This is a genomic window from Streptomyces sp. NPDC057950, from assembly GCF_042887295.1.
In the GTDB taxonomy this organism is placed as follows: domain Bacteria; phylum Actinomycetota; class Actinomycetes; order Streptomycetales; family Streptomycetaceae; genus Streptomyces; species Streptomyces kaempferi.
In genome coordinates, this window is sequence record NZ_JBHVPP010000005.1 from 281,561 (window position 1) to 294,959 (window position 13,399).

A 13,399-nucleotide genomic window follows, 5' to 3' on the forward strand; every position below is an offset into this window, starting at 1 on the left:
ACCCCGGCGCGACACGCCGACCAGTGGCCGCGGACGGACGGTCCATGACCGCGGGTCAGCGCGGGAAACAGCCACGCTCGCCGCGGGCGAGGACCCGCCCGCGACGCGCCGACCCCCGGCCATGGGCGAGGACCCCGGCGCGACGCGCCGACCAGTGGCCGCGGACGGACGGTCCGTGACCGCGGGTCCGGCCGCCTGGACGCACCCGCGGCGAAGGGTGGTCGGGCCCGCACGCGCGCGGGCAGGTCCGCGGCGGGCGCGGATGCCGGTGTCGCCGGGGCCGTGACGGTGGGTGACCGGCACGGCCCCGGCGTGCGGGCGGGACGCCGTCAGTGGCGGTCGCCCGGGACCCGCTGGGCCGTGCCGTGACGGCCGACGCCGTCGTGGACGGACGGGGCGGCGGCCTTGCCGGTCCCCGCGGTCGCCCTGCCGAAGGCCTCGGCGCCTCCGACCACCGGGACCCGCGCCGACGTACGGGAGAGGTCCAGTGTCAGGGTCGGGGTGCTCGACGGCGGGTCGATGAGATCCCGGTCGGTCCCCGCGACGACGAGCGCGAGCCGGTGGCCCGCCGGCACGACGTGGTCGGTGGCGGCCAGGTCGAGCGTGATCGTGTATGCCTTGCCGGGAGTGAGCGGTACTCCCCTGCCCGGTGACACCGAGGTGCCGAGATCGGCCCACCCCCGGCTGAGGACGGTGGCGTCGACGGCGGTCGTCGCGGCCTGGGTGACCTTGTAGCAGGAACTGTCGCCGGCGGTGCTCGCTCCCCAGCAGGTCCGGTCGGTGAGGGTGGCGATGCCCTCGCCGCCGCCCGCGTAGTCACGGATGGTGTCGGGGCCGAGGTCGACCAGGACCGCGCTGAGGTGGGCGCTGGAGGTGGTCGGTGTGGCGGTGACCGTCACCTTGGAGGAGCCGGACAGCCGCAGGTCCTCGGTCAGCGGCCCGGTGACGAACCCGGCCTTCTCCGCGGTGGGCCGGTCGACGTGGGCCGCCCAATCGGTCTCGCTCAGCGTCGGGTCGTCGGTGAACGTCTCCGTCCCGGAGCCCTTGCGCAGTCCGAGGGTGCCGACTCCCTGCTGGGCGCCGGTACCGGGCCGCAGAGTCGCCGTCCGGGTGGAACGGGGTGGCCAGACGGACGTGGTGACCCACTGGTCGGGATGGCGCTCGATGTCGGCCATGGGCGCGCGGTCGATGCCGTTGTCGTAGCCGAGCAGTTCATGGTCGAACCAGCGGTGCAGGGTGTCCACCCAGGCGCCGCGGCGGAAGTCGAACGGGTCGACGTGACCGGTCTGGGAGAGCCAGATCTTGCGCTCGACGCCGTTCTTGGCGAGGGCGCTCCACCACTGGCCGAAGTTCTTGGTGCGCACGTTCAGGTCCTGCATGCCGTGCGTGAGGAAGACGCTGGCCCTGACCTTGCCGGCGTCCTTCACGTAGTCGCGCTCGGTCCAGAACGGCGTCCAGTCACCGGTGCGCGGAGCGCCCGCGACGATCTTCCGCTGCACGGCGGCGCACCTGGCCCGTGCGTCGGGACTGTCGACGTAGTCGGAGAGCCAGTCCGGTCCCGAGTCGTAGAGCGGGGCGCCCTGGGCGAAGTAGTAGTCGTACCAGGAGGAGATGGCGCTGATCGGCACGATGGTCTTCAGGCCCTTGACGCCGGTGGCGGCGACCCCGTTGGCGATGGTGCCGTCCCAGCTCTTGCCGATCATGCCGGTACGGCCGTTGGTCCAGGTCGCTCTGGCCGGGTCGGCACCGGTACGGGTGGTGTAGGCCCTGGCCCGGCCGTTCAGCCAGTCGACGACCGCCTTCGCGGACTGGATGTCGGAGCGGCCCCCGACGTCCACACAGCCGTCGGAGCGATTGGTTCCGGCCAGGTCGACGCCGACGAAGGCGTAGCCGCGGGGCACGAAGTAGTTGTCGTAGAAAAGCGGCATCTGGACGACGTTCCCGTACGCGTCGTACGTCTTGAGCTGGCTCTCGTTGCCGCGACCGCAGCAGGAGTAGTACGGGCTGGCGTCCATGATCACGGGCACCTTGCGGCCCTGCCGGGCGGGTTCGCGGGGCCGGACGATGTCGACGGCGACGCGGTCGTTCCTTCCGTCGCCGTCGCCGTCGAGGCCGGTGTCCACCCAGACGGATTCGCGGACGGCGTTGTCGTAGGAGTAGACGGGAGCGCTCTCCCGCACGGTGGCGTGCGCGGCGGCCGGGGTGAGGAAGGCGGCCATCAGGGCGGCCGTGGCCACCGTCGCGAGCGATCTCCAGGTCGTGAAGCGCATGCGGCGCGCTGGTATCGGCATGCGCGGACGGTACCCCGGTCAACTCCTGTGCAAAAGGGGGCACTTGGAAGCTTCGCAGGGGAAAGTCCGGTGCGGACGGGGCGGGTGCGGCGTTCCGGCGAAAGGTGTCGGCCGAATGGCGATCGTGTGACAGGGGCGGCCATGGACACCGCCGGGGTCACAGGGACTCAATAGGCTCCGAACAGTCCTTGTGCCCCCACGACTTGGAGCTTGACGTGCACCGCAGACTCATCGCCCCGGGCGCGCTCGCCGCCTCCCTGCTGCTGGCGGTCCCGGCATCGGCCGCGGACTACACCCCCGGGGCGCCGGGCATCGGCGACCCCTACTACCCGGCCTACGGCAACGGCGGGTACGACGTCTCGCACTACGACCTCCGGCTCACCTACCAGCCCGCGACGGACGAACTGGAGGGCACGGCCACCCTGTTGGCCACCACCACGCAGGACCTCTCGCGCTTCGACCTGGACTTCCTGCTCGACGTGAGCGAGGTGCGGGTCAACGGCGCGAAGGCGTCGTTCACCACCTCGGGCCAGCACGAGCTGGAGATCACCCCGGCGACCCCGCTGCCGAAGGGCACGCCCATCACCGTGGTGGTCCGCTACAGCGGGGTGCCGTCAACGAAGAGCGCGTACGGCTTCTCGACCTGGCACCGCACTCCGGACGGCGCCGTCGCGGCGGACGAGCCCGAGTCCGCCTGGTGGTGGTACCCGAGCAACGACCACCCGAGCGACAAGGCCACCTACGACGTCTCGGTGGCGGTGCCGGACGGCACCCAGGCCATCTCCAACGGCACGCTCCAGTCGACGAGTTCGCGGCTGGGCTGGACCCGCTACAACTGGCGCTCGAACAAGCCGCAGGCGACCTATCTGACCACGCTCGCGATCGGCGGGTTCGACATCACCACCGGGAAGACGTCCGACGGCGTCCCGGTCGTCAACGCGTACAGCAAGGACCTCGGCGACAACGACGGGGCCGCACGGGCGAGCGTCGAGCGGACCGGGGAGATCGTCGACTGGCTGACCGGCTACTTCGGCCCGTACCCGTTCAACTCGGTGGGGGGTTACGTCCCGAACACCACCACCGGGTACGCGCTGGAGACCCAGACGCGCGTGTACTACAGCCCCCGGCAGTTCGCGGGCGGCTCCAACACGTCCGTGGTCGTCCACGAGCTGGCGCACCAGTGGTACGGCGACGACGTGTCGCTGGCCGGGTGGAAGGACATCTGGATCAACGAGGGCTTCGCGCGGTACGCGCAGTGGCTGTGGTCCGAGCACGAGGGCGAGGGCACGACACAGGAGCTCGCGGACTACACGTACGCGTCGCACCCGGCGGACGACGCCTTCTGGACGGTGAAGCCCGGTGACCCCGGTCCGGACGACCAGTTCGACACCGCTGTCTACGACCGGGGGGCGCTGGCGATCCAGGCGCTGCGCAACGAGATCGGGGACGACGCCTTCTTCACCGTGCTGAAGGGATGGCCGAAGGAGCACCCGTACGGGAACGCCACGGTCGAGGACTTCCGGAAGTACGCGGAGAAGGTGTCCGGCAAGTCCCTCGCCGCGCTCTTCGACACCTGGCTGTTCCAGCCGTCGAAGCCGGCGGCGCCCGCCGCCCGGGGCGCCTCACTGTCGGCGCCCCGGGCCGCCGAGGGGGTCCCCGCACGGCCCAGGTCGTGGAAGAAGATCGCTGCGACCGACTCCGTCCACTCCGGCTGAGGGCAGCACTCCGGCCGTGGGCCGGTGTGCGTCCGGCCGCCCGTCCTTTCCGGGACGGGCGGCCGTTCGACGGCGCGTGTCAGTTGCGGTGTTGCGCGGGGCTCCCGATCCGCTCGCCCACGATCCGGCTCGCCAGGGCGGAGGCCAGCTCGGACACCGATATACGGAGTTCGACCTCGGCGGCCGCGCGCTCGGACTCGATGCGGGCGCGGCCCTCGGCGATGACGGACTCGCGTGCGCGCTGCCCGTCCTCGCGGGCCTCGGTGATCAGGATGGCGCCCCGTTCGTGGGCGTCCTGACGGATCCGGGCGGCGTCATGACGAGCCTCGGCCAGAAGTGCCTCCGTCTGGGCGCGCTCACGCTCGGCGCGGGCCTGCACGGCGTCGGCCCGTTCCCTGGTGCCGTTGATCGCGTCGTCCCGTGCCGCGAGCACCCGGTTCATCCGCGGCAGTATCCGGGCGATGAGCACGTAGACGAGGGCGAACAGCGGCAGCGCGAGGAGCAGATCCTGAACCTTCGGGTTGAGTGGGCCGATCGGGTACGGGATGAGGTCCATGGCCGTGATGTACCCGTTCACGCGTGCGAACCAACGAGGTTCTGCGCCAGAGTTGACCGAAAGCCACCCCTCGGCCGACTCCTGCCGTCCGGTCGGCCGTCACGACCGTCCGCCCCGTCCGCCCCGTCCGCCCCGTCCGTCCCGTCCGTCCCGTCCGTCACGTCCGTCCGGCGCGCGCCGTTCAGCCGTCGTGGTCGTACACCGTCACCGCGACACCCCGTGACACCAGCCGCCCGGTCACGAGGGGTTCCACACGCGACCAGGTACCGCCCGCCAGGCCGCAGCCGATGCGGGGCATGTGGACGGACGCCTCGAGTGCGACGGCCTGGTCCGCCAGCCGTCCGAGCGCCGCGTCGATCGCCTCGTAACGGACCGGAACCCCCTTGCTGCCCGTCCGGATGCCCCGCTGGCCTATCAGGTTCGCGACCCACACGTGCCGTTCGACCTGGACGAACTGGGCGGCGCCCAGCCCGAAGTCGTTGTGCGCGCGGTCGCGGTGCCAGGCGCGGTAGGCCTTCTCCGGCTCCGGCCAGCGGCGGGAGAGCGCGAGCACGAAGCCCCTCCCCCAGCCCCCGATGTCGTTGCAGACATGGGCGATCAGCTTGACGCCCTTCACCGACGGAACGGTGGCGTCACCCCGGACATATGTGATCCCCGACATGACGCCACCGTAGACGCCGGCACCGACAACGCTCCTCGAGCCGCCGCCGGACCGCGTTCGGCGCTACTTCGTGAGCCCGCTCAGTTCCTCGTCCGCCGCCTTGGAGACCCGGCGGCGGACGGCGAACCAGCCGCCGACCAGCAGGGCCGCGATGACCGGGACGAGCAGCAGGGTCTTGCGGCCGACCTCGGGGTCGTTCCACATCAGGGCGAGCACGGCCAGCAGGAAGAGGATCGTCACGGTCTCCGTGACGGGGCTGCCGAGGAGACGGAAGGACGGGCGCGTGACCAGGCCGGCCTTGGCGCGGCGGACGAACACCAGGTGACAGATCATGATGATCACCCAGGTGCTGATGATGCCCAGGGACGCGACGTTCAGGACGATCTCGAAGGCCTGGTCCGGCATGAGGTAGTTCAGACCGACACCGAGCACGCACACCGCGCAGGTGAGCAGGATGCCGCCGTAGGGCACCTGGCTGCGGTTCATCCGCGCGGTGAATCTGGGCGCGGAGCCCGCCGTCGCCATGGAGCGCAGGATGCGGCCGGTGGAGTACAGGCCGGAGTTCAGCGAGGACATGGCCGCCGTGAGCACGACCAGGTTCATGACGTCACCGGCTCCCGAGACGCCGATCTTCGACAGGACCGTGACGAAGGGGCTCTCGTCGGCCGAGTAGACCGAGCCGGGGAGCAGCAGCGCGAGCAGCACGACCGAGCCGACGTAGAAGAGGCCGACGCGCCACATGATCGAGTTCACCGCGCGCGGGACGACCTTCTCGGGCTCCGCGGTCTCGCCCGCCGCGACACCCACCAGTTCCAGGGCCGCGTAGGCGAAGATCACGCCCTGCATCACGAGGACCACCGGCATCAGGCCGTGCGGCAGGAGACCGCCGTGGTCCGTGATGACGCCCAGACCGGGCTTCTGGCCGTCCACGTCGTGGTGGGTGGCCAGCAGGAAGATGCCGACCAGCATGAAGGAGACCAGGGTGGCGACCTTGATGATCGCGAACCAGAACTCCATCTCGCCGAAGATCTTCACCGAGATCAGGTTGACCGCCAGGACCACCGCGAGGGCGATCAGGGCCAGCACCCACTGCGGGATGTCCGTGAAGAAGCTCCAGTAGTGCGTGTAGAGCGCGATCGCGGTGATGTCGGCGATGCCGGTCGTCGACCAGTTGAGGAAGTACATCCACCCGGCGACGTAGGCGCCCTTCTCGCCGAGGAACTCACGCGCGTACGACACGAAGGACCCGGAGGAGGGCCGGTAGAGGACCAGCTCACCGAGGGCGCGTACGACGAAGAAGGCGAAGGTTCCGCAGACGAGGTAGGCGATCGCCAGTGCGGGGCCCGCGGTGTGCAGGCGTCCGCCGGCGCCGAGGAAGAGTCCGGTGCCGATCGCGCCGCCGATGGCGATCATGTTGACGTGACGCGGCTTGAGGTCCTTGCTGTATCCGGCGTCGCCCGCGTCCGCGGGCGTACGGGCCGCGTCGGTGCGGGCGGCGGCCTTGGCCGTGTCTACGGCGTCCTTGCTCACGGGTGGATCCACTCTCTGGTGCGCCCGACGCACAGTGCACGCGGGTCCGGACATGTCCCGGCCCGTACCTCCCCTGTCGCGGCACGGACCAAGGGGCCACCTTCCCCACGGGTCCACGTGTACGCGATGGCACACCTCACATCGGGGAACATCTCACACGATGATCGAATCAGTCCCGCCGCAGGTCAGAAGGTGTACAGCTGCTCGATCACGTCCTTGTAGCGCTCCTGTACCGCCGTGCGGCGCAGCTTCAGCGAGGGCGTGAGCTCGCCCGTCGCGGGGCTCCATTCCCGGTCGAGCACGCGGTAGCGCCGAATCTGTTCGGTACGGCTCAGGCGGGTGTTCGCCTGGGCCACCGCGTGCGCGACCGCCTCCTCCAGGCCCTCCGGATCCCCCGCCGCGGCCGGGTCCGGGACGAGCAGGGCGACCAGGTAAGGGCGGCCGTCGCCGTGGACGTACGCCTGGTCGACGACGGGGTGCTCCTTGAGCGTGTTCTCCACGTGGGCGGGCGAGACGTTCTTGCCCGTCGAGGTCACGATCATCTCCTTCTTGCGGCCGGTCAGGCGGAGGAAGCCGTCCTCGTCGATCCGCCCGAGGTCTCCGGTGGCGAACCAGCCCTCCGCGTCACGGGCGTCCTCCACCGTGCCGTCGGCGCGCAGGTAGCCGTCGAAGACGGTCGCGCCGCGCACCAGGATCTCGCCGTCCTCGGCGGTGCGCAGTTCCAGGCCGTCCAGCGGTCTGCCGACCGAGCCGCGACGGAAGGCGGCCGAGGTGTTCGTGGTGGCGACGCCTATGGTCTCGGTCAGCCCCCAGGCGTCCATGATCACCAGTCCGAAGCCCGCCCAGAAGTCCGCCACGTCCGGGGGCATCGGCGCCGAGGCGCTCGCCGTCCACACCAGGCGGTCGAATCCGGCGAGGGCGAGGATCGGGTCGAGCACCCGCTCCTTCGCCGCCCGGTACGCCTCCTCCAGCTCGGCGGGCGGGTCCTCGCCCCGTTCGCGGCACTCCGCACGCGCGCGTGCCGTCTCCATGGCCGCGTCCACGTCCTCCCGGCGCCGCGCCGGGAGCCCCGCGAGCACGGTCCGTACGGCCGCGGCGAGCTTCTCCCACACCCGCGGGACACCGAAGAACTGGGCCGGACGCAGCTCCCGGGCGATCGCCCCGACCTGCGCCGGGTCGGGGCACAGGTACACGTGCGAGGCGCGGAACACCGGCAGGTAGATGCCGAGCATGCGCTCGGCTATGTGCGCGAAGGGGAGGTAGGAGAGGTGCTCCACGTGGTCGGGGAGGTCGACGACCCGGTTCAGGGCGTGCGCGTTCAGGGCGACGTTACGGTGGGTGACGCGCACGCCTCTGGGCTCTCCGGTGGTGCCCGAGGTGTAGACGACGGTCAGGGGGTCCGTGGCGCGGGTCTCGCGCCATGCCTTCTCGAAGAGGTCCGTCCGCCCCTGGGCGCCCGCCTTCAGCAGGGCCCTCTGCTCCAGCACCCCGCCGTTCTTCTCCAGGACGCCCAGATTCCCCCACGGGCCGAGGGTCTCGTGCCCTTTGAGCGACTCGTACGTCCGGTGCGGTCCGGCCTGGGCCGCCTCGGCCACCACGAGGCGCTCCAGTCGGGTGCCGGGGTCCGCCAGCAGCGGTTCCCAGCAGCCGAGTTCGCGAGCGCCCTCGACGATCGCGAAACGGGCCCGGCTGTGCCGCGCGATGTGCGCGACCTGTTCGGGTGCCGCGGTGCCGTAGACGGTGACCGGGACGGCGCCCAGGTGGGTCAGGGCCAGGTCGCTGAGCCAGTGCTCGGGGCGGTTGGTCATCATCATCAGGACGTGCTCGCCGCGCTCGACGCCCAGTGCCGCGTACCCGGCGGCCAGGGTGGCCGCCTCCCGGCGCACCTCGCTCCAGGTGAGCGTGGTCCAGCCGGTGCCGGCGCCGGTGCGCCAGGACAGGGCCGGGAGATCCCCGTGGTCCTCGGCGTTGCGCAACAGCAGGGCGGGGAGCGTGAGTTCGGCTGGGTCCCCGGGGAGTCGCAGGATCGTGGTCATGACCGCCTCCTGGCGCCATCGGCTCGGCATCGCGCGTCCCGGCCGCTCTGCCGGGCTGACGGATGAACGTACGGAGCGTGCCGATGGTTCCACGGAGCGTGTCGGGCGGGAAGCACTCCGGAAGCTTTCACAACACCGGTGAGACAGCAGTACTGTTGCACCTGATCGCTGTACCACCGAAGGGGCGAGGACCTGCCATGACGACGGACACCGAGGGGCCGGCGCTCACGGTCGACGAGCTGGCCGCGCGCGCGGGCGTCACGGTCCGGACGGTCCGCTTCTACAGCACCAGGGGTCTGCTGCCGCCGCCCGTGATCGGCCCCCGCCGGGTGGGGCGCTACAGCCAGGAGCACCTGGCCCGGCTCGCGCTCATCGAGGAGTTGCAGCGCCAGGGCATGACCCTGGCCGCGATCGAGCGTCATCTGCGGCAGCTGCCGTCCGACCTGAGCGCCCGCGATCTCGCTCTCCACCGTGCGGTGGTGGCCTCCTGGGCCCCGGACGCGGCGGAGGACGTGACGCGCGAGGAGCTGGAGCGGCGGGCGGGCCGGCCGCTGGAGGAGGAACATCTGGAGCGGCTCGTCGCGATGAACGTAGTCGAGCGGGCCGGGGACTCCTTCCGGGTCGACCCCGGACTGCTGGGGCTCGGCGTCCAGCTCCTCGACGTGCCGCTGGCGCACGGGACGATTCTCGCGGCGCAGGGTGTCCTGCTGGAGCACTCGCGTGCTGTGGCGCACGAACTGTCCACGCTGCTGCGGGAGGCGGTGGGCCCGCACGAGTCCGCTGCGGCGGTGCGATCGCTGTCGGCGCACATGCAGCCGCTGGTGGTGCAGGCGCTGCTGACCACGTTCCAGCGCTCCCTCAAGCGGGAGTTGCGCGAGTGGCTGGAGGACGAGTCCTGAGCCGGCCCGGGACGACGGGCCGATCGGGACGCACGGGTCGGCCGGGACGACAGGCCGATCGGGACGCACGGGGCGGCCGGGACGGCAGGTCCCATGGTTCACGCGTACGCCGGACCGCGCCACCACGTGAGCGCTCCTGGGGGCGGGAGCCGGTGCGCCGGTCGGCGTCCGGTCCCCGCCCCGGGGAAGCGTGAGCGGCGTACCGCTCAGCGACGGGTCACCGTCCGGCGGGTGACGCGGCGCCCTTCTTGTCGCTGAACCTCTCGCCCTTCTCCGCCTTGTCGACGAGCAGCGCGGGCGGGTCGAACCGCTCCCCGTAGCGCTCGGCGAGTTCCCGCGCGCGGGCCACGAATCCGGGCAGTCCTCCCTCGTAGCCGTTGATGTACTGCAGCACGCCGCCCGTCCAGCCCGGGAAACCGATGCCGAAGATGGACCCGATGTTGGCGTCCGCGACGGAGGTCAGTACGCCCTCCTCCACCAGGCGCACGGTGTCCAGCGCCTCGGAGAAGAGCATGCGCTCCTGCATGTCCCGGAACGGGATCTCGTACCCGGGCTTGGTGTAGTGCTCGCGCAGTCCCGGCCAGAGCCTGCCGCGCTTGCCGTCCTCGCCGTACTCGTAGAAGCCGGCGCCGCCGCTGCGGCCGGGGCGGCCGAACTCGTCGACCATGCGGTCGATGACCGCCTCCGCCGGGTGCGTCCGCCAGGTGCCGCCCGCTTCCTCGACGGCCTGCTTCGACTCCTTGCGGATCTTGCGCGGCAGCGTGAGCGTCAACTCGTCCATCAGGGACAGGACCTTGGCGGGGTAGCCCGCCTGGGCGGCGGCCTGTTCGACGGAGGCGGGCTCGATGCCCTCGCCGACCATCGCGACGCCCTCGTTGATGAAGTGCCCGATGACACGGGAGGTGAAGAAGCCGCGCGAGTCGTTGACGACGATCGGGGTCTTCTTGATCTGGCGGACGAGGTCGAAGGCGCGCGCCAGTGTCTTGTCGCCGGTCCGCTCGCCCTTGATGATCTCGACGAGCGGCATCTTGTCGACGGGCGAGAAGAAGTGGAGCCCGATGAAGTCGTCCTGCCGCTCCACGCCCTCGGCCAGCACGGTGATCGGCAGGGTCGAGGTGTTGGAGCAGAGCAGTGCGTCGGGCTCGACGATGTTCTCGATCTCCTGGAACACCTTGTGCTTGAGCGCGGTGTCCTCGAAGACGGCCTCGATCACGGCGTCGCAGCCGGCCAGGTCGTTCGGGTCGGCGGTGGCGGTGATGCGGGCGAGGAGCTCGTCGGCCTGCTCCTGTGTCGTACGGCCCCGGGACACGGCCTTGGCGCAGAGCTTCTCGGAGTAGGCACGGCCCTTGGCCGCCGCTTCCGCGGACACGTCCTTGAGGACGACGTCGATGCCCGCGCGGGCGCAGGAGTAGGCGATGCCCGCGCCCATCATCCCGGCGCCCAGGACGGCGACCCTGCGGACCGGACGCGGCTCGATGCCCTGGGGCCGGTTGGCGCCGGAGTTGACGGCCTGGAGGTCGAAGAAGAACGCCTGGATCATGTTCTTCGAGGTCTGTCCGGTGACCAGCTCGGTGAAGTACCGCGCCTCGATGACGAGAGCGGTCTCGAAGTCGACTTGGGAGCCCTCGACGGCGGCCGCCATGATGTTGCGCGGAGCCGGGTACGGGGCGCCGCCGAGCTGCTTGCGCAGGTTGGCCGGGAACGCGGGGAGGTTGGCGGCGAACTTCGGGTTCGACGGTGTACCGCCGGGGATCTTGTAGCCCGGCTTGTCCCAGGGCTGCTGTGATTCCGGGTTGGCGTCGATGAAGGCACGCGCCTTGGCGAGCATCTCCTCGGAGGTGGCGGCCACTTCGTGGACCAGCCCGTTCTCCAGGGCGCGCCGCGGGGAGTACTGGGTGCCCTGGAGCAGCACCTTGAGGAGGGCGTCCGTGATGCCCATGAGCCGGACGGTGCGGGTGACGCCGCCACCCGCGGGCAGCAGGCCGAGGGTGACCTCGGGCAGGCCGATCTTGGAGCCGGGGGCGTCCAGGGCGACGCGGTGGTGGGAGGCGAGGGCGATCTCGTAACCTCCGCCGAGGGCCGCGCCGTTGACGGCGGCGACGACGGGCTTGCCCAGGGTCTCGATGCGGCGCAGCGAGGATTTGATGGCCGTACCGGTGTCGAAGACCTGCTGGGCGTTGTCCGGGCCTGCCTGGATCATGTCCTTGAGGTCGCCGCCCGCGAAGAAGGTCTTCTTGGCGGAGGTGTAGATGATGCCGCGGATGGAGTCCTTCTCGGCCTCGGCGCGCTCGGCGACCGCCGCGATCGAGTCCTTGAATGCCTGGTTCATCGTGTTGGCGGACTGGTTGGGGTCGTCGAGGACGAGGGTGACGACGCCGGTCTCGTCCTGTTCCCAGCGGATGGTGGTGGGCTCAGTGCTCATCAGGGGTGCTCCGTTAGATGCGTGGGTCCGTTGATCCGTGGGAAAGGTCAGACGCGCTCGACGATGGTGGCGATGCCCATGCCGCCGCCCACGCACAGGGTGGCGAGGCCGTAGCGCTTGTCCTGGCGCTCCAGTTCGTCGACGAGGCTGCCGAGGATCATGGCGCCGGTGGCGCCGAGCGGGTGGCCGAGCGCGATCGCTCCGCCGTTGACGTTCACCTTGTCCAGGGAGAGGCCCATGTCCTTCACGAAGCGCAGGACGACCGCGGCGAAGGCCTCGTTGATCTCGACGAGGTCGATGTCGTCGATGGTCAGCCCGGCCTTGGCGAGCGCCTTGCGGGTGGCGGGCGCTGGGCCGGTGAGCATGATGGTGGGCTCGGAGCCGGAGACGGCCGCGGCGACGATCCGGGCGCGCGGGGTGAGGCCGTGACGCTCGCCGACCTCCTTCGAGCCGATGGCGACCAGGGAGGCGCCGTCGACGATGCCGGAGGAGTTGCCCGCGTGGTGGACGTGGTCGATCCGCTCGACCCAGTGGTACTTCTGCAGGGCCACGGCGTCGAAGCCGCCGAGCTCGCCGATGTCCGCGAACGAAGCCTTCAGCTTGCCCAGCGAGTCGGCGGTGGTGCCGGGGCGCATGTGCTCGTCGTGGTCGAGGACGACGAGCCCGCTGCGGTCCTTGACGGGGACGACGGACTTCTCGAAGCGGCCCTCCTTCCAGGCGGCGGCGGCACGCTCCTGGGACAGGGCCGCGTACTCGTCGACGTCCCGACGCGAGAAGCCCTCGATGGTGGCGATGAGGTCGGCGCCGATGCCCTGGGGCGCGAAGTTGGTGGCGATGTTGGTCATCGGGTCGGCGAACCAGGCGCCGCCGTCCGAGGCCATCGGCACCCGCGACATCGATTCGACGCCGCCCGCGAGCACCAGGTCCTCCCAGCCGGAGCGGACCTTCATCGCGGCCAGGTTGACGGCTTCCAGGCCCGAGGCGCAGAAGCGGTTCTCCTGGACGCCGGCGACCGTGTCGGGCAGTCCGGCGGCGATGGCGGAGATACGGGCGATGTCGGAGCCCTGGTCGCCGACGGGGCCCACGACACCGAGCACGATGTCGTCGATCGCGGCCGGGTCGAGGCCCGGGAGGCGGCGCTGGATCTCGTGGATGAGCCCGACGACCAGGTCGATGGGCTTGGTGCCGTGCAGGGCGCCGTTCGCCTTGCCGCGGCCGCGCGGGGTGCGGATCGCGTCGTACACGTACGCTTCGGTGGTCACGGTGAGCCTTTCGGGGAGGGTGCGGAG

At 71.0% G+C, this 13,399-nt stretch carries 9 protein-coding genes; 2 read left to right on the forward strand and 7 right to left on the reverse strand.

Going from position 1 to position 13,399, the window contains the following annotated elements:
• Positions 1-329: 329 nt before the first annotated feature.
• Positions 330-2,291 (reverse strand): Xaa-Pro dipeptidyl-peptidase, encoded by a 1,962-nt coding sequence (locus ACFVTC_RS11970; protein WP_390126448.1) that lies wholly within the window; start codon positions 2,289-2,291, stop codon positions 330-332.
• 215 nt (positions 2,292-2,506) lie between these two features.
• Between ACFVTC_RS11970 and ACFVTC_RS11975 the strand changes: the two genes are divergently transcribed.
• Positions 2,507-4,006: a M1 family metallopeptidase gene (locus tag ACFVTC_RS11975; RefSeq protein WP_390126449.1), complete on the forward strand. Its 1,500-nt coding sequence runs from the start codon at positions 2,507-2,509 to the stop codon at positions 4,004-4,006.
• A 79-nt stretch (positions 4,007-4,085) separates the two neighbouring features.
• Here the strand turns inward: ACFVTC_RS11975 and ACFVTC_RS11980 are convergent, their stop codons facing one another.
• The 4 genes from ACFVTC_RS11980 to ACFVTC_RS11995 form a co-directional block, all read right to left on the reverse strand.
• On the reverse strand, positions 4,086-4,583 hold the full coding sequence (locus tag ACFVTC_RS11980) for a hypothetical protein (protein WP_390126450.1): 498 nt from the start codon (positions 4,581-4,583) through the stop codon (positions 4,086-4,088).
• A 160-nt stretch (positions 4,584-4,743) separates the two neighbouring features.
• Positions 4,744-5,223: a macro domain-containing protein gene (locus ACFVTC_RS11985; RefSeq protein ID WP_390126451.1), complete on the reverse strand. Its 480-nt coding sequence runs from the start codon at positions 5,221-5,223 to the stop codon at positions 4,744-4,746.
• Positions 5,224-5,286: 63 nt separating this feature from the next.
• Positions 5,287-6,753, reverse strand: coding sequence for an amino acid permease (locus ACFVTC_RS11990; RefSeq protein ID WP_390126452.1), 1,467 nt, complete (start codon positions 6,751-6,753; stop codon positions 5,287-5,289).
• 185 nt (positions 6,754-6,938) lie between these two features.
• Positions 6,939-8,789, reverse strand: a complete 1,851-nt coding sequence (locus ACFVTC_RS11995) for an AMP-dependent synthetase/ligase (protein WP_390126453.1) — start codon at positions 8,787-8,789, stop codon at positions 6,939-6,941.
• 197 nt (positions 8,790-8,986) lie between these two features.
• Here ACFVTC_RS11995 and ACFVTC_RS12000 point away from each other — a divergent pair, with 197 nt between their 5' ends.
• Positions 8,987-9,688, forward strand: a complete 702-nt coding sequence (locus tag ACFVTC_RS12000; protein ID WP_390126454.1) for a MerR family transcriptional regulator — start codon at positions 8,987-8,989, stop codon at positions 9,686-9,688.
• A 217-nt stretch (positions 9,689-9,905) separates the two neighbouring features.
• Here ACFVTC_RS12000 and ACFVTC_RS12005 read toward each other — a convergent pair whose 3' ends face one another.
• Positions 9,906-12,110 carry a 3-hydroxyacyl-CoA dehydrogenase NAD-binding domain-containing protein gene (locus ACFVTC_RS12005; RefSeq protein ID WP_390126455.1) on the reverse strand — a complete coding sequence of 735 codons (2,205 nt, stop codon included), beginning with the start codon at positions 12,108-12,110 and terminating at the stop codon, positions 9,906-9,908.
• A 47-nt stretch (positions 12,111-12,157) separates the two neighbouring features.
• Positions 12,158-13,372 carry an acetyl-CoA C-acetyltransferase gene (locus ACFVTC_RS12010; protein WP_390126456.1) on the reverse strand — a complete coding sequence of 405 codons (1,215 nt, stop codon included), beginning with the start codon at positions 13,370-13,372 and terminating at the stop codon, positions 12,158-12,160.
• Positions 13,373-13,399: the final 27 nt, after the last annotated feature.